This window comes from Neobacillus sp. BP17, from assembly GCF_059579525.1.
In genome coordinates, this window is record NZ_CM184198.1 from 4587551 (window position 1) to 4604248 (window position 16698).

The 16698-nt window shown below is 39.3% G+C and carries 19 protein-coding genes; 8 read left to right on the top strand and 11 right to left on the bottom strand.

The features are described from left to right. Positions 1 to 3: 3 nt before the first annotated feature. A complete protein-coding gene (locus AC4QJR_RS22430; protein ID WP_496524233.1) occupies positions 4 to 801 on the bottom strand; it encodes an alpha/beta hydrolase family protein in 798 nt (265 codons plus the stop codon). Positions 802 to 974: 173 nt separating this feature from the next. Here AC4QJR_RS22430 and AC4QJR_RS22435 point away from each other — a divergent pair, with 173 nt between their 5' ends. The 3 genes from AC4QJR_RS22435 to AC4QJR_RS22445 are packed head-to-tail and all read left to right on the top strand — an operon-like array spanning position 975 to position 3524. Beyond that, positions 975 to 1940: an ABC transporter substrate-binding protein gene (locus AC4QJR_RS22435; protein ID WP_496526723.1), complete on the top strand. Its 966-nt coding sequence runs from the start codon at positions 975 to 977 to the stop codon at positions 1938 to 1940. 20 nt (positions 1941 to 1960) lie between these two features. Then, on the top strand, positions 1961 to 2737 hold the full coding sequence (locus AC4QJR_RS22440) for an ABC transporter ATP-binding protein (protein ID WP_098574591.1): 777 nt from the start codon (positions 1961 to 1963) through the stop codon (positions 2735 to 2737). Further along, a complete protein-coding gene (locus AC4QJR_RS22445; protein ID WP_098574592.1) occupies positions 2718 to 3524 on the top strand; it encodes an ABC transporter permease in 807 nt (268 codons plus the stop codon). The genes AC4QJR_RS22440 and AC4QJR_RS22445 overlap by 20 nt, the downstream gene beginning before the upstream one ends. Positions 3525 to 3548: 24 nt before the next feature. Here the strand turns inward: AC4QJR_RS22445 and ytkD are convergent, their stop codons facing one another. Both ytkD and AC4QJR_RS22455 read right to left on the bottom strand, forming a co-directional pair. After that, entirely contained in the window at positions 3549 to 4028 is a 480-nt protein-coding gene (gene ytkD / locus AC4QJR_RS22450; protein ID WP_496524234.1) for an RNA deprotection pyrophosphohydrolase, read from the bottom strand. 125 nt (positions 4029 to 4153) lie between these two features. Beyond that, the gene (locus AC4QJR_RS22455) at positions 4154 to 4471 is read right to left on the bottom strand and encodes a hydrolase (protein ID WP_375376917.1); all 318 of its coding nucleotides are present in this window, start codon (positions 4469 to 4471) and stop codon (positions 4154 to 4156) included. Positions 4472 to 4673: 202 nt separating this feature from the next. Here AC4QJR_RS22455 and AC4QJR_RS22460 point away from each other — a divergent pair, with 202 nt between their 5' ends. Together AC4QJR_RS22460 and ytzI are read left to right on the top strand one after the other, a co-directional pair. After that, complete coding sequence (locus AC4QJR_RS22460; RefSeq protein ID WP_026563229.1) at positions 4674 to 4931, top strand: DUF6154 family protein; 258 nt, start codon at positions 4674 to 4676, stop codon at positions 4929 to 4931. A 113-nt stretch (positions 4932 to 5044) separates the two neighbouring features. Beyond that, a complete protein-coding gene (gene ytzI, locus AC4QJR_RS22465) occupies positions 5045 to 5206 on the top strand; it encodes a YtzI protein (protein WP_098574595.1) in 162 nt (53 codons plus the stop codon). A gap of 41 nt (positions 5207 to 5247) precedes the next feature. On the opposite strand, the gene AC4QJR_RS22470 is transcribed toward ytzI, so the two are convergent. After that, positions 5248 to 5721, bottom strand: coding sequence for an S-ribosylhomocysteine lyase (locus AC4QJR_RS22470; RefSeq protein WP_026563228.1), 474 nt, complete (start codon positions 5719 to 5721; stop codon positions 5248 to 5250). A gap of 140 nt (positions 5722 to 5861) precedes the next feature. Between AC4QJR_RS22470 and yidD the strand changes: the two genes are divergently transcribed. Further along, positions 5862 to 6089, top strand: a complete 228-nt coding sequence (gene yidD / locus AC4QJR_RS22475) for a membrane protein insertion efficiency factor YidD (protein ID WP_098574596.1) — start codon at positions 5862 to 5864, stop codon at positions 6087 to 6089. On the opposite strand, the gene AC4QJR_RS22480 is transcribed toward yidD, so the two are convergent. Next, positions 6086 to 6658 (bottom strand): beta-class carbonic anhydrase, encoded by a 573-nt coding sequence (locus tag AC4QJR_RS22480; protein ID WP_098574597.1) that lies wholly within the window; start codon positions 6656 to 6658, stop codon positions 6086 to 6088. The genes yidD and AC4QJR_RS22480 overlap by 4 nt on opposite strands. 211 nt (positions 6659 to 6869) lie before the next feature. Between AC4QJR_RS22480 and AC4QJR_RS22485 the strand changes: the two genes are divergently transcribed. Beyond that, the gene (locus AC4QJR_RS22485) at positions 6870 to 7805 is read left to right on the top strand and encodes a metal ABC transporter solute-binding protein, Zn/Mn family (protein ID WP_098574598.1); all 936 of its coding nucleotides are present in this window, start codon (positions 6870 to 6872) and stop codon (positions 7803 to 7805) included. 60 nt (positions 7806 to 7865) lie between these two features. Here AC4QJR_RS22485 and menC read toward each other — a convergent pair whose 3' ends face one another. From menC to AC4QJR_RS22515, 6 genes are all read right to left on the bottom strand, one after another. Next, positions 7866 to 8972, bottom strand: coding sequence for an o-succinylbenzoate synthase (gene menC, locus AC4QJR_RS22490; RefSeq protein ID WP_496526724.1), 1107 nt, complete (start codon positions 8970 to 8972; stop codon positions 7866 to 7868). Further along, a complete protein-coding gene (locus AC4QJR_RS22495) occupies positions 8968 to 10467 on the bottom strand; it encodes an o-succinylbenzoate--CoA ligase (protein ID WP_496524235.1) in 1500 nt (499 codons plus the stop codon). The genes menC and AC4QJR_RS22495 overlap by 5 nt, the downstream gene beginning before the upstream one ends. Positions 10468 to 10568: 101 nt before the next feature. Next, a complete protein-coding gene (menB, locus tag AC4QJR_RS22500; protein ID WP_098576401.1) occupies positions 10569 to 11387 on the bottom strand; it encodes a 1,4-dihydroxy-2-naphthoyl-CoA synthase in 819 nt (272 codons plus the stop codon). 14 nt (positions 11388 to 11401) lie between these two features. Next, positions 11402 to 12229, bottom strand: coding sequence for a 2-succinyl-6-hydroxy-2,4-cyclohexadiene-1-carboxylate synthase (menH, locus tag AC4QJR_RS22505; protein ID WP_496524236.1), 828 nt, complete (start codon positions 12227 to 12229; stop codon positions 11402 to 11404). Continuing rightward, complete coding sequence (gene menD, locus AC4QJR_RS22510; protein WP_496524237.1) at positions 12230 to 13978, bottom strand: 2-succinyl-5-enolpyruvyl-6-hydroxy-3-cyclohexene-1-carboxylic-acid synthase; 1749 nt, start codon at positions 13976 to 13978, stop codon at positions 12230 to 12232. It abuts the gene before it with no gap. A 1-nt stretch (position 13979) separates the two neighbouring features. Further along, on the bottom strand, positions 13980 to 15383 hold the full coding sequence (locus AC4QJR_RS22515; RefSeq protein ID WP_496524238.1) for an isochorismate synthase: 1404 nt from the start codon (positions 15381 to 15383) through the stop codon (positions 13980 to 13982). Positions 15384 to 15746: 363 nt separating this feature from the next. Between AC4QJR_RS22515 and AC4QJR_RS22520 the strand changes: the two genes are divergently transcribed. Beyond that, a complete protein-coding gene (locus AC4QJR_RS22520; protein ID WP_496524239.1) occupies positions 15747 to 16682 on the top strand; it encodes a 1,4-dihydroxy-2-naphthoate polyprenyltransferase in 936 nt (311 codons plus the stop codon). The last annotated feature ends 16 nt before the right edge of the window (positions 16683 to 16698 follow it).

Genomic DNA, 16698 nt, shown 5'->3' on the forward strand with positions numbered 1-16698 from the left:
ATATTAACATCTTTTACGTTGACTTTTCATCCACTTTGATAGATCTGAGACGACTTTTCTATTTACTTCAGGAGGGAAGTAATGTGTAAACTCATCAAAATACCAGCAATCGACTGGCTTTTCTAATTCTCTCAACCTTCTTTCCAGGCGATAGGCATGCTCCACAGAGACATTACCGTCATTTACACCATGGATAATTAGGACTGGAGCAGTCAGTTTTTCTAAGGAATAGATTGGGGTTCTGTCTTGATAACGTTCCGGATATTTCTGTGGGGTCCCTCCAATCACACGTTTCATCATTCTTCTTAAATCCTTCCGTTCCATATAGGTAAGGGACATATCACTGACACCTCCCCATGTAACTACAGACGCGGTTTCAGGGAATTCGATCCCAGTCAAGAGTGCCATCACTCCACCACGCGAGAACCCAAAAATATGTACATTAAGAACCCTCGGCAAAGATTTTAACAGCCAAAAGGCCGCAAATGCATCTTCCCGATCGTTTCCGGCGAAATCCTCATTGCCCTCACCGCCCTGATTGCCACGATAATAAGGCGCAAAAACAATGAAACCTTCAGCAGCAAATTGGGCAATCCTTGCGGGTCGAACTTTGCCCACATTTTTGATGCCTCCCCGTAAATAAAGGAATCCATCATACTCACCTTCCCCTATTGGTTCCGCCAACATTCCTTTGACTCTTAATCCATTGGAAAGGTAGGTGATGACCTTTAATTCAACAGATGGATTTGGAGAAGGAAACCGCATGACCTCAACGATTTTCCCTTCAATGCTTTGGTTCATCTCACAACTTCCCTCTTTTTATCAAATTATAACACTTTGGCATTCACACATTTTTCTCCCGTTCATACGATATCTTAGGCAATTAGCCCAGATTTTTTATGAAATATAAGGAGGCTTGCTTCATGAAAAAATCATTAAAATTCAGTTTCTCCTTTCTGCTCATCACTATACTTATGTTCTCACTAGTGGCTTGTAATAGCACCACAAAAAATGAAACCAAGAAACTTGAAAAGGTTCGAATCGCTGAAGTTACTAGGTCCATCTTCTATGCCCCGCAGTATGTTGCCATAGCAAAGGGATTTTTTAAGGCTGAAGGTTTAGATGTGACGCTAACAACAACGCCAGGCGGCGACAAAACCATGACTACATTAATTTCCGGAGGAGCTGACGTTGCTCTGGTTGGATCGGAAACCTCGATTTATGTATACGCGCAAGGCGCAAATGACCCGGTCATTAATTTTGCCCAATTAACACAGACAGATGGTACATTCCTCGTTTCTAGAGAAAAAATAGATAATTTCTCATGGGATCTCTTAAAAGGAAAAACCTTCTTAGGTCAACGTAAAGGCGGCATGCCGCAAATGGTTGGCGAGTTTGTTTTAAAGAAGCATGGCATTGATCCACATAAAGATTTGAACTTAATCCAAAACATTGATTTTGCTAATATTGCCAATGCTTTTGCCTCAGGAACGGGCGAATTTGTGCAATTATTTGAACCAACAGCAAGTATTTTTGAAAAAGAAGGCAAAGGTCATATAGTCGCTTCCTTTGGGAAAGAATCAGGCCATGTTCCCTATACCACGTTTATGTCCAAGGAGAGCTATATGAACAAAAATAAAGAAACAATTGAAAAGTTTACTAGGGCAATTTACAAAGCACAACAGTGGGTAGCATCCCACAGTGCCGAAGAAATTGCCAAAGCAGTCGAATCATTTTTCCCGGACACAGACTTAGCTATTATGACCACCGTTGTGGATCGCTATAAAAGTCAAGGTTCCTTTGCCACAGATCCAGTTCTCGACCAAGCCGAATGGGATAATCTTCAAAACATCATGAATGAAGCGGGAGAACTTCCAAAAGAAGTAGATCACCAAACACTTGTAAACACAAAGATAGCAGAAAAAATTATTAACGAATAAAGGAAAGGGAGGCCGTCTCCATGAATTTTTTGTCCGTCCAAAATATTCATCATACCTATTTTACCAAAGCCTCGGCTGCCACGGCCCTCTCCGATATTTCATTAACCGTTGAGGAGGGGGAGTTTGTCTCCCTTCTCGGCCCTAGCGGCTGTGGTAAGACGACTCTGCTCTCCATTATCTCTAGTTTGCTTAAACCTACACAAGGTACGGTCTTATTAGAGAATAAGCCTGTAACAACCACCAAAAACCAAATCGGTTACATGCTCCAGCAGGATTATTTGTTTCCATGGAAAACGATTGAAGAGAATATTCTGTTAGGATTGAAATTATCGAAGCAGTTGAATGACCAAACAAGAGCGAAGGCCATGAGCCTGTTAGAGCAAATCGGATTAACCGGTGTGGAAAAACAAATGCCTAGGCAGTTATCAGGGGGGATGAGGCAGCGGGTAGCGCTCGTCCGTACCCTTGCCACAGAACCAAAGCTGCTTATGCTTGATGAGCCCTTTTCTGCTCTCGATTATCAAACTAAATTGAAACTGGAGGACCTAGTCTCGCGCACATTAGATGAATTTGGCAAAACCGCCATTCTTGTGACACATGATATTGGTGAAGCGATTGCCATGAGTGATCGGGTCTATTTACTTTCTCCAAGTCCAGGCAGGATTTATAAAACATTTACGATGCCCGATGAACTAAGAAAGATCTCCCCGTTTGAAGCCAGGAATCATGAAGCATTTTCAAGCATCTTTCAAACCATATGGAAGGAGTTGGAGTCACTTGAGCGAGAAAAAGAATAAGCTGGAACTCCTCCATAGAAACTATATTCAATCGTTGATAGTGGAAAAACGTTGGGTTAGATTTTATCAAGCGATTATTTTTATCATCTTTTTCGCAAGCTGGGAATTTTCTAGTCAAAAACAGTGGATTGACCCGCTTCTTTTCAGTTCTCCATCAAAAATTTGGAACTTATTTTTGGAAAAGATTAACGATGGAACTTTAGTTAGCCATATTGGGGTCACCCTCACCGAAACTGTACTAGGATTTATTCTGGGCACACTGCTTGGTACCATTTTAGCGGCAATCCTTTGGTGGTCACCAATGATTTCAAAAGTGCTTGATCCATATCTTGTCATATTAAATGCTATGCCCAAAGTAGCTTTAGGGCCGATATTGATTGTGGCGCTTGGTCCAGGATATCCATCGATTATTGCCATGGGTGCGATTATCTCCATCATCATTACCACGATCGTTGTTTATACCTCATTCAAAGAGGTAGATCCAAATTATCTAAAAGTGCTTCAAACTTTCGGAGCCAACCGTTTACAATGCTTCAAGGAAGCAATCCTCCCTGCTAGTTTTCCGACGATAATATCTACCTTAAAGGTCAATGTCGGCTTATCATGGGTCGGTGTTATTGTTGGGGAATTCCTTGTATCCTCGAGAGGGCTTGGCTACATGATTATCTATGGCTTCCAAGTTTTTAATTTTACCCTCGTTTTCTTATCACTCATGATTATTGCCGTATTTGCCACTATTATGTATCAGCTCGTTGAATTATTAGAGAGAAAACTTATCAAGGAATAGCGGATTGGTTATAAGTACTTTCTGCTATTCTTTTTGTTCTTTTATCCTTTGGATGTGTTTCACACATTGCTCAATAACCTGGTCTTTCATAATAAAACTGTATGTATCCCCAAATCGTTGAGTTAATATATCCCCTTGAACAAGTACTGGACCATCGGTTTCGTAATAACCAGACGTTTTTTCTATCCTTTTTACGTTCCCCCAAAAGACCGTTTTCACAAAGGACTTCTCTGGATCGAAAATTTTATACTCAGCCAAAAATATAAGCTCAGTTAATATTGCGCCAGTCTCCTCAAAAACTTCTCGTTGCGCTGCCTCTTCAAGGGTTTCACCTGATTCCATCTTACCTCCTGGAAATTCAAGGCCTCTTTGTTTATGGTTCGTCAACAACCATTCATCTCCATGTTGGCAGATAACCAACACATGTTTGGCCTTCTCTTGAAATGAATTTGGACTAAAAGACAGTTCAACTTTATTCCCATTTGCATCTAAAAAATGTATCATTCTAAATTCCGCCTCAATATTTGTTGCTCTTATTATAATCAAAAAAAGAAAAATCCTAAAGGAAGGATTTTTCTTATAAAATACTTTTTAAAAATAAATTTTTTTACCTTGGTAAAATATTTATTTTACTTTGGTAAAATATTCATGCTTTCAATGTGGCTTTTTGCTTCTTCATCACCCAGCTTATGCAGCATTCCATACACTTGTTGGAGTGTACTATCGTAAGCATCGTTTTCACGATCGTAATGATACTCGACATATGGTACGTGGGCTCGAAAGAAGTTCTTCCATTCGGTCGAATAATTTTGATTAAATAATTCACGGAGTTGCGTAATTTCTTCATCACTTGCCTGAATTTTATAACTCCATGTTGAACTTGTAGCACTTTGCGAAATTTCACCGCTCCCTACATCAATATAATAGGTTTTCTTTTGCTCATCCATTATGTCATCCCCTTTTACTCTTTAGTAATTTGCAAATAGAAAAAATTTATTCTCTGCCAAATTTCGATTCATTTTTTAGAAATGAATACGATATAATAAACATACAACAGAAGAAACAGATTTTTCTGTCAATTTACAAAAACGGAAGTTAGAATTATTTTATACTTAAAAGGGAAAAGAATATAACAAGGAGGTGTACTGAATGAAATTAGTCGATGAATTGTATGAAATGTACCGTAATAAGTTAACCGGTGACGAAGAGGATATCGATATGCTGGCATTTGCCTTTTTAGAAGAAATGTCACATGAGGATTTACTAGCGTTAATCCAAGACATGGATAAACAGGAATTATATAATTTAATGGGCATTTATTTAATTGAAAGTTTAAAAGGTAAATTTGCCCAAGAAGAGTACGGCCAGCATCGCACGAATACTTATCATCCTCGAAATATTCATTGATTATACATAATAGTGTAGAAACGGAAGCCAAAACAGAGGGCTTCCCTTTTTCTTTTCTCAATAAAACATCAAATCATGATACAATAGAGGAAAAAAGGAGGCAGTCTATACACATGTATGTAGTAGCCGTAATTTGTATTATTATTGTGTTCGTAGTTCTATTTCTAGCGGTGGGCACCACTTCTAAAGCCTATACTTATAAACATACGGTCGATCCATTAGAAAATAACCCGCATCTTGAACAGGAAAAAAATCAGGATGAAAACAAAGCTTAAAAAAATTCCTATTCACATCGAATAGGAATTTTTTTAAATCATCATGCAAAAACTTGCTTGAGGTCTTCTTTGCTTTGCTCGAGCCAGAAACGCATTAAACGCTTGGCACCTTCTAGGTCATGGAGTTTTGCTTGACCACATTGTCTTTCATTCGCAGCTGGAATTTCAATAATTTCAAGGGCATCTTTCATTGTATCTTCCATAAGATCAATGATTTCCTCCACAGTAGGTTCACCGCTAACGACCAGGTAGTAACCTGTTTGGCAGCCCATTGGTGAAATATCAATAATATCAAAGTGGTCATACTTCTCAGAATGCTTACGAAGATTAAAAGCAAGCAAGTGCTCTAATGTATGAATCACATCTGGTTTCATCGCCTGTTTATTGGGCTGGCAAAAACGAATATCATATTTATTAACAACACCGTCACTACCAACTTTGTGAACACCACAATGTCTCACATAAGGGGCTTTAACCGCGTTATGGTCTAAATCAAAGCTTTCAACTGAAGGCATCGATATCACTCCTTTTTTTATCTACTAGTATCATACAATAAATTCCGAGTTTTTTCATCTACTTACATTTATTTAACAATTTAGACGTTCCTATTAAATTATGGTATGTTGTAGATAATTGTAATAAAGGAGTGTTCCAAATGGTAAAAAAATTTTTCCTTGCGATTATTCGTTTTTATCAAGTTGCTATCTCACCGTTAAAACCACCCACCTGCCGCTTTTATCCGACATGCTCTCATTATGGGGTAGAAGCCATTCAACGGTTTGGTGCCTTAAAAGGCGGCTGGCTTACGCTCAAAAGGATATCGAAATGTCATCCGTTTCATCCGGGAGGGTTGGATCCAGTTCCCGAAAAGGATTCACATTAATTTTGATAACCATCCACAATAAGATCCAGTTTTCCTGTTTTAGGGTCAATAACTAAACCATGCACAGGAACATCCTTCGGCATTAACGGATGATTTTTAATAATTTCTACGCTGTGTTCTACACTTTCGGTTACACTATCAAACCCATGCAGCCAATTTTTTATATCAATTCCGGAGTACGTAAGCGTATCAATTGTTTCTTGGGATATTCCACGTGCTTTCATACTTTCAAGCACTGGTTCTGCCTTTAACCCGCTCATCCCGCAATCATAATGAGCAATCACCAAAACCTCTTGAGCCTTTAATTGATACAGGGCAATTAATATACTTCTCATTACACTGCCAAATGGGTGTGAGAGCAGTCCCCCAGCGTCTTTAATTAATTTCGCATCACCATTTCCCAAGTTTAATGCTTTGGGTAATAGTTCAAGCAGCCTAGTATCCATACATGTTAGGATGACCATTTTTTTATTCGGATATTTGGTTGTTTCATACCTTTCATACTCATGGTTTTCCACAAATTTTTCATTATAGTCTAGAATCTCACTCAGCAATTTTGAGTTATTCAAGATAACCACCCTTCCTTTGTTTCTTTCTAAGCATACCTAATTTTTGATAGTTAGACAAAATTTTATACTTGCTTTTAAGGAAAATATTTTGTAAGATACTTATGGAAATCGGAATCGTTCCGTATTATGTAGTTATTATTTTTCAGAATTCAAAAAATTTTCGATAATAAATCGTAATAAATCCGATTTATAAACATATGAAGGAGTTCCTATGAAAAAAATCATCCTTTTCCTATCTATTCTATTACCATTAAGCCTACTGATGTCTGCGTGTTCAAATGGTAAAGAACAAGTACAAAAAAATAAGGACCAGTTAACCATTTATACCACTGTATTTCCACTTCAATACTTTACTTCGCAAATAGGTGGAAAATATGTAAATGTTAACACGATCTATCCACCTGGGGCCGATGAACATACATTCGAACCTTCCCAAAAGGATATGATGAGGTTAGCTGATTCAGACTTATTTTTCTACATCGGGCTGGGGCTTGAAGGGTTTGTAGAAAATTCAAAAGAAACATTGAAAAATGAGCATGTTAAACTAGTACCTACTGCAGAGGGCATTAATCTCCCAAAATCAACCGATACACATGATGAGGGGGAAGAGCATCATGATGCAGATGTCAATCCACATGTATGGCTTGACCCCATTTACTCTAAGGATATGGCTGCTGTCATCCGGGATGCATTAATTAAACAGATGCCGGAGCACAAAGATCTATTTAATAAAAATTTCCAACAACTTTCCCTCAAGTTAGATGAACTTAATACGAATTTTGAACAGACAATTACAAAGGCAAAGCATAAAAAGATCATCGTTACACATGCAGCGTTTGGATATTGGGAAAAACGATATGGAATTGAACAAATTAGTATATCAGGACTTTCGACTGCCAATGAACCAACGCAAAAGGAGTTAGAAAAAATCATTACCCTTGCGGAGGGCGAAGGATTACACTATATGCTATTTGAACAAAATGTCCAATCGAAACTTGGAAACATCGTTCAAAAAGAAATTGGTGCCAAAGCATTACCTATTCATAACCTTGCTATTTTATCAAAAGACAATATTAAAAACAAAGAAACCTATTTTTCGTTAATGAATCAAAATCTTGAATCATTAAAAACAGCTTTAAACAATTAAATCGATAAGAAAATGAACCAGGTCTTTAACTGGTTCATTTTTTATTAACATCCTTCATCACTAAAAAGTAATGATATCCTTCCATTGCAAGACTTGCTGAAGTCGTTTCTCGTTAATCTCAAAACCGATCCCAGGACTCGATGGTACGGCTACAGAACCGTTTTGAACGTTAACTTCAGGAGTTATGATGTCCTCTTCCCAAAAGCGATTAGATGCAGAAATATCCCCTGGGATTGAAAAGCCTGGCAAGGAGGCAAGTGAAATATTATGGGCCCGTGATATACCGAATTCAATCATTCCCCCGCACCAGACGGGTATCCCCTTTTCAAAACAATAGTCATGAATACGTTTCGCTTCATTCAAACCACCCACCCTGCCCACTTTAATATTTATCACTTTGCAACTTCCGAACTCAATTGCTTTTCGGGCATCATCAAAACTGCAAATACTTTCATCTAAGCAAATCGGTGTTTTGATTTCCTTTTGAAGCAACGCGTGTTCCAAGATATCATCATTGCTTAGGGGCTGCTCAATCATCATTAAATTGAAGTCATCGAGAGCTTTAATTCGATCCATATCAGCTAATGTGTAGGCAGAATTCGCATCAGCCATGATTGCCAAGTCAGGATACTCACGTCGAATGTCAGATAGGAAAGAATAGTCTTGTTTTGGATTAATTTTTACTTTAATGCGCTGATACCCTTCCTGAAGATATTTCTCAATCTGTCGGAGCGCCATTGTAGTAGAATCTGTCGCCACCACGACACCTGAAGCCACAACCGAACGGGTACCTCCAAGGGTTTTTGACAATGGCTGCGAAGTACTCTTAGCATATAAATCCCATAAAGCCGTTTCTAACGCAGCTTTTGCCATATTGTTCCTTCGTAATGAACTAAAAAGCTGAGATGATTGTGCAGGATGGTCGATTGGATTCTTTTGAAGAAGTGGAACTAGAAAATCAGTTAACATATGTAAAGTTGTTTTAACTGTTTCTTCCGTATACCAAGGAGTCGAAAAAGCAACACCTTCACCAAAGCCTGAAACACCATCTGAATTGGTTATTTTAATAATTATCCCTTCACGAACCTTTACTGCGCCTAAATGGGTCAGAAACGGATCTTTTAACGGCATTTCAATGACATTTATTTCGATGGAGGTTATCTTAATCAACGGGTAAGCCCTCCTTCACCCATTCACGGAGCTCCCTGCGAAGTAGTTTCTTGGAGGCATTTCTCGGCAGTTCCTTCGTAAAATAAAATGCTTTTGGCACTTTATATTTGGCCAATTTCTGTTGGCAAAATTGCTTAAGTTCTTCACCTGAAAGGTTTGCTCCACTTCTTGTCACAATAAATGCTACCGGTATCTGTCCCCACTTCGCATCCTCTGTATGTGTCACACCTGCCTCGCTCACATTAGGGTGTGACAGTAATGCAGCTTCTATTTCTGCGGGATAAATATTTTCTCCCCCTGAAATGATTAAGTCTGAACGCCGGTCGAGAACAAATAGGAATCCCTCATCGTCTAGGTAACCAATATCACCGGAATGAAACCAACCATTCCTAAGCTTCTCTTTTGTAACATCCGGACGAAATAAATAGCCTGGAGTAACATTGGGACCTTTAATGACAATTTCACCAGGAATACCCGGTAGAGCCGCATTTCCATCCTCAGTTATAATTTGAATTTGTGATGGAAACAATGGCTTCCCCGCCGAACCCAACCTAGTCAAACTGTATTCTGGTGCAAGGGTAACAATTTGTGAAGAAGATTCAGTCATGCCATAAGTTTGGAATACAGGGATCTCTTTTTCAACACATGCTTGAAGTAATGGGAATGGTGCGGGTCCCCCTCCAAGAAGCATACAGCGGAATTGTTTTGGGAGGCGGCGTTCTTGAAGAGCTTCAACGATTCTTGTCAACGTGGTTCCAACAACAGACATAATCGTCACACTCTTGTCATTGATATCAGCAATTGTCCTTTCCACATCAAAATGGTCATGAAGAACTATTGGCATGCCATAAATGACACTGCGCATTAAAATGGAAAATCCGCTAATATGAAATAGTGGAACATTACAGAGCCAGCAATCGCCATCGATAAAGCCTAAATTTAAGGCTGAACCCACCGAACTCCACCAGTGATTACCATAGGTTTGGATGACCCCTTTGGGATTACCTGTGGTCCCTGATGTATACATAATGGTACATATATCGGCAAGCGATATCTCTTCAAGAATAGTCGGCTCGTGTGTGGCGCTTGAAAATATCTCGTCTATTGTTATGGTTTTCAGCGCAGGGATTTGGTTATTTATGAAAGTTTTTGTTTCAAAAAAAGAATTATCAAGGATTAATGATACCGCCTTTGAATCGTTAAGCTGCCAGGAAAGTTCCGATGGAGAGAGGCGGTTATTCAGTATCACGGATCTAACTCCTAATAACTGAAGGGCAAATAATATGACAACTGTATCAATATTGTTTTTTAATAATAGACCAACATAGTGGTCTTTTTGAACACCTAATCCTTGTAGTTTCCCAGCGGCCTGATAAGAACGTTGATAAAGTTCTTTAAAAGTTACCACTTCTTCCTGGAAATAGATAGCAGTTCGTGCAGGGGTTAGAAACGCTCTTTTCTTCAAAAAATTAGGCATCATTTCGTTCTGCATAACGGTTCACCTTTCTTCATCTGACTAACTAGTTCATTACTTACTTTCCTACGAAAAACAGCCTGATGGAAATCATCCATCAAGCTGTTGTAAACTAACGATCAAGGGAAACGCGGGAATTTCCCAAAGTCAGGCTTACGTTTTTCTTTAAAGGAATCGCGCCCTTCTTTTGCTTCATCAGTTGTGTAGTAAAGCAAGGTTGCATCCCCAGCAAATTGTTGTAGACCAGCCAAGCCGTCTGTATCTGCATTCATAGCTGCTTTTAAGAAGCGCAGGGCTGTTGGACTTTTCTCAAGAATTTCATTACACCATTGAATTGTTTCCTCTTCTACTTTCTCAAGTGGGACAACGGTATTAACTAAGCCCATATCAAGTGCTTCTTGGGCATTATATTGACGGCATAAATACCAAATTTCGCGTGCTTTTTTATGACCAATGATTCTAGCAAGGTAACCAGAGCCATAGCCAGCATCAAAACTTCCAACCTTTGGTCCAGTTTGTCCAAACACAGCATTATCAGCAGCAATCGTTAGGTCACAAACAACGTGAAGAACATGTCCTCCGCCAATCGCATATCCTTTTACCATTGCGATTACAGGTTTTGGAATCACACGGATTAGACGCTGAAGGTCAAGAACATTTAGACGAGGAATCTGATCTTCCCCCACATATCCTCCATGGCCGCGTACACTTTGGTCTCCACCTGAACAAAATGCTTTATCTCCAGCACCTGTTAAGACAATAACCCCAATACTTGCATCATCACGCGCATAGGCAAATGCGTCAATTAATTCAGAAACTGTTCTCGGTGTAAATGCATTATGTACATGTGGACGGTTAATGGTAATTTTGGCAATGCCATTGAATGTTTCATATAAAATTTCTTCATATTTGCGTCCTGCAATCCATTCTACTGTCAAAATAATCTCCTCCTTTATTTATTTTCATTCGACAAAAAGTCACTTACTATTGTACCAAACTTTTCAGGTTCTTCCACATGAATTGCATGCCCGCTATCTTCAATCACTACCCAAGAACTATTTTTTAGCTCCTCCATCATATGACTGGCAATTGAACAGAACTTATGATCCTCCGCACCTGTTAAAAGCAACACTTCACAAGTAAGTTCATTTAACTTGCCCCACCAGGATGATTGGGACCCTGTTCCCATCCCAACTAAACTGTTGGCTAGGCCATTGGGCGAATTTTTCAAACGCTGTTTCCTAATCTTTTCTTGAGTTTCCCGCGGGAGGCCCTTCATGGTGACAAAAAGGGGAATCTCTTCCCAATAATCCACAAATGCAATGATTCCCTGTTCCTTAATAAAGTTAGCAAGTTCGGCATCTTTCATACGGCGATGTTGTTTTTCGTCCTCCGTCGCTAAGCCCGGTGATGCACTCTCAAGTATTAATTTTCGAACACGCCCTGGGTACAAAAGGGCGAATGTTAATGCAAGTCTTCCACCCATGGAATAACCAAGTAGATCTACTTGCTCAATCCCCATATGATCAAGGATCGTGTTTAAATCAGAAGCAGCGGCATCCATTTGATATCGGCTAAGCTCCTGGGGAGACTCTGTTTTTCCGTGCCCAATAATATCAGGGATAATGAGCATTGTCGACTTTCCCCAGCATTCATGAAATGGAGCCCATGTGGTAGAGTCTCCCGTAAAGCCGTGCAGCAAAACAAGTGGAACCTGGCCAAGGCCGCCGTTACCGCAAACTTCGACATAGTGACGATTCCCATCGATAACGATAAACATTTATTGTTCACCTTTGACAAAGTTTGATATTTCCTGGGAAACATTGCCCCAAAATTCGCGGTGTTCGTCACGATTCCTCTCTCTGTTGGTAACTATTTCATATACATTTATCCCTGTCGAATGGATGGATTTCCTTATTTCTACTCCAAAATGGTCCCAATCCTCAATCTTTATGTAATTACCATTAAACATTTTAACAGCATGCTCAAAATTAATTCCGAGCGGAGTACCAAACAACAGTTCGAAGTTTTTCGGATGCTCTGATTGCGGGAGAAAGGAGAAGATTCCTCCGCCATTATTGTTGATAAGAATAATATTAATATTTATATTGTAAAGTTTTGCTGCAATCAGCCCATTTAAGTCATGGAAAAAGGTTAAATCACCTAGGACAAGGTACAAGGATGAGGAGTTTAATGCGGCACCCAAGGCAGTAGAAACGGTACCGTCAATTCCATTCGCCCCCCTATTTGCCATTACTTTAATTTGTTTATGATTGTTAAGAAAAAAGCTATCTAAGTCGCGGATTGGCATACTATTACCTACAAATAGTGCAGCTCCTTCAGGAAGCATTTCAGCTAATTGATAGAACAGCCTGCCTTCACTTAAATCCGTTATATCGCTAAGCGATATCATCGTATCTTTTGATAGTTGGTTAACCCTTTTCCAAGCTGTTAGAAAATCGGAAGAGGATTTCTCTACTGTATATTTTTCTATTTTCTCGCAGAATAACGATTCATTACAGAAAATCATATTTGTTGATAACGATGCTGGATCACGCCAGCCACTGCCGCCATCAATCACATATTGTTCTGTGTTTCCATTTTCTTTTATAAAAATTGTTAATGCTTTTGAAATGGGCATTGCTCCAAATCTAAGAATAACATCCGGCTTTAAGTAGACTTTAGCATCATCGTTTCTTAAAAAGGTATCATAGGCTTCAATGATATTTTCAAAGCTATGTTTCCCGCTTCTTAACTGTGACAAGGGGTCAGCAATTATTGGGAAGTTTAGTTTTTCAGCTAGCCGTGTTACAGCCTCAGGAAAAATATCATCGACAATATTTCCACAAACAATAATTCCTCTTGTTGTTTTTGACAGTTTTTCGGCAATTTCTTTAAATTGTTCCTCCGCGATTGTCAAATCACCTGTATGAACTTTCACATAACCGTTTGGACGTTCACGAAGCTGGAAGAGGGCATCATCCAGCTTGGGTACTAATGGCTCCCTAAAAGGAAAATTCAAATGAACAGGACCAGAAGGCGCACTTTTCGCAATCGCTACCGCTCGCGCACAAATCGTACGCGCATAACGAATGATTTCATCACTTTTTTCAGGTAAAGCCATTTCGGAGAACCATTTTACATGTTTCCCATATAAATGGATTTGATCGATTGCTTGTGGAGCACCTACTTCTCTGAGTTCATGCGGCCGATCTGCCGTTAACACAATCAAAGGCACTCGTGCATAACGCGCTTCCACAATCGCAGGGAAATAATTCGCGGCAGCCGTACCTGACGTACAGAGAATTGCAACTGGCTTATTTAAAGACTTGGCTATTCCTAAGGCAAAAAAAGCAGCTGAGCGTTCATCTACATGTATATGAACATTAAGTTCTGGATGCTCTGCCATAATCATCGCCATTGGAGTAGACCGTGAACCTGGGCTGACAACCACATCAGTTACTCCCGTGAAAATAAGTTCTGAAACAATAGCTGCTATATAGGCTGTTAATGATTCTTGATGCTGCATATCAATTTCCTCCAAGGGCTCGGAGCATAGGTTTAAATTTCAAACTCGTCTCCAAATATTCACTTTCTGATTCAGAATCTGCTACTACTCCGCATCCTGCGAATAACGAAACTTCTTCCCCCTGAATAAGTCCAGAGCGAATGGAAACAGCAAATTCACCATTTTTCCTGTAATCCATCCAGCCTAATGGAGCGGCGTAGAAGCCACGATCCAGCTCTTCTACTTCTCTTATCTTAACAACTGCTTCCTCCTTCGGAAGTCCGCCCAGCGCAGGTGTGGGATGCAGTCTTTCCACCAATAACATTAATGAAGCATCCTTATGACATTTTCCGACCACTGGGGTATAGAGGTGCTGAATATCTCTTATCTTCATTAACTGTGGTTTTTCAGGCAGAATAATTTCTTCGCATGATTCCTCCAGAGCCTCTTTTATCATTTCCACAACAAAACCATGCTCTTTTAGGTTTTTTTGGTCATTTAATAACATCTGACCCAATTTTAGGTCTTCCTCTTCTGTTTTGCCACGTGAGATGGAGCCAGCAAGACAGGTGGAATACACTTCATTTCCTTGCTTTTTCACGAGTCTTTCTGGCGATGCACCAATAAAACAATCTCCATTTGATTCAAACGCAAATAAAAAGCTTTTATGCTGCTGCATATACAAATTATTTAGGACATTCTCTGCCATAACTTGATCGTCAAACACAAGCCTCAATTCGCGAGCAAGCACAACCTTTTTTAGGGGACCATCTGTTAATTCCTTCACAACTCCATCAACAGTTTTCTTCCACCTTTCAGGTCCAATCTCTTTCATTTCAAGAAGTGCAGCAACCGACTTTTTGGGTTCACTTTGATGGAGAGCATTTAAAATTTCATTTCTCTCTTCGCTTACTTTTTTAAATAAGTAAGGATCCTCATGAGGAGTACAAACCGTATTAGTTGTTAAGAACGTTTGACCATCAATGATACTCAATAAATATTTCGGCAGATGGAACAAAGAATTGGCGTACTTCGACCAAAGGACGGTTTTTTCTTTGCAGGGGTCAAACGAAAAGCCGCCGAACATGACTGGACCTATCCCCATTTCAGTATATGGATTGAAAATAAGGCAGTCCCTTAAAAATTTCTCCCATTCCTCTTCAACATGAAAAAAGCGGTCAGAATCCTGATCCGACTGAATCTGTTTAGAAATCCCGAGTCCAATAAGTACGGTTTCATCTTCTGGGTCCTTCCAAAAGAAGCGTTCACCGCGAAATTGTTCTTTTCCTATATCAAAAAATGATAGTGGGTTTATCGTGTCCATTTTATGAACTTCACTAATTAAAATGGGCCGGCCTAGTTCTTTTGCGCGTTTGACAGCCAAAAGACCTCGTTCCATTATTTCCAACTCTTGAATGGTAATCAAACAAATCCCTCCAAAACAGCCGAAATGACTGTTATCCATTCATATTAATGCAATTTTTAGCATACTACCTACATTGTAAAGAAGTCAGTATTACTTGTCACTAACAATCCTGCTTCATTCCCTATTATATCTTAAGATTTCACCTTATTGATAAAATCCGCTCTCTCATTGAATTTTTCATTTTTATCATTTTCCCACCAACCATTCAATAATAATCAAACAGGTATAATCTTCTAAATTTGATAGGAAAAATTAATTGACACTAATCCTTGAATTACATACACTTAGTTTTGGGCATGGCCCATTTAACATTGAACCTAACCTTTTATATAGAGAAAGAAACTTAAAAAGGGAGAGAAGAATATGCAACCAACAATACACAAGAGTTCTGAACCTGCAGTTGAATCAAACCGCGGCTTTCAAGTATGGTGGCAAATGACCCGTCCCCATACATTAACTGCTGCATTTGTACCAGTTCTGCTTGGTACAGCCCTATCCCTTAAACATGGGAACATTCATTTTGGGCTATTTTTTGCCATGCTTATTGCGAGTTTATTGATTCAAGCTGCAACCAATATGTTTAATGAATATTTCGATTTCAAACGCGGGCTGGATACAGCTCAATCCGTAGGGATTGGCGGGACAATTGTTCGTGATGGAATCAAGCCAAGAACAGTCCTAAACCTTGCTTTTGTCTTTTATGGAATTGCCCTATTATTAGGGATCTATATTTGCGCCAACAGCAGCTGGTGGTTAGCGGCTGTGGGGCTGATTTGTATGGCTGTGGGGTATTTTTATACTGGAGGTCCGTTCCCAATTGCTTATACACCATTTGGTGAAATTCTTTCAGGTTTCTTTATGGGGATGTTAATTATTTTAATCTCCTTCTTTATTCAAACGGGAACAGTCAGCACCACGAGCATTCTCGTCTCAGTTCCAAGTATGATATTAGTTGGGATGATTATGTTATCAAATAACATTCGTGACCTGGATGGAGACAAAGAAAACGGACGTAAAACAGTGGCCATTCTATTAGGAAAGAAACGTGCCATTTACTTATTAACAGGGATGTTCACTTTTTCCTTTCTTTGGGTCTTAGGTCTGATTATTTTCGGTGTTTTGCCAGTTTGGACAGCACTTGTGATCCTTAGCGCTCCAAAGGCAATTAAAGCAACTAAAGGCTTTATTGAAAACACGATTCCAATTAAAATGGCACCAGCCATGAAAGCAACCGCACAAACAAATACCATATTTGGGTTTTTATTAGCGATTGGAATATTCATTGGACACTATCTATAAGAAAAAAGCTTCTGCG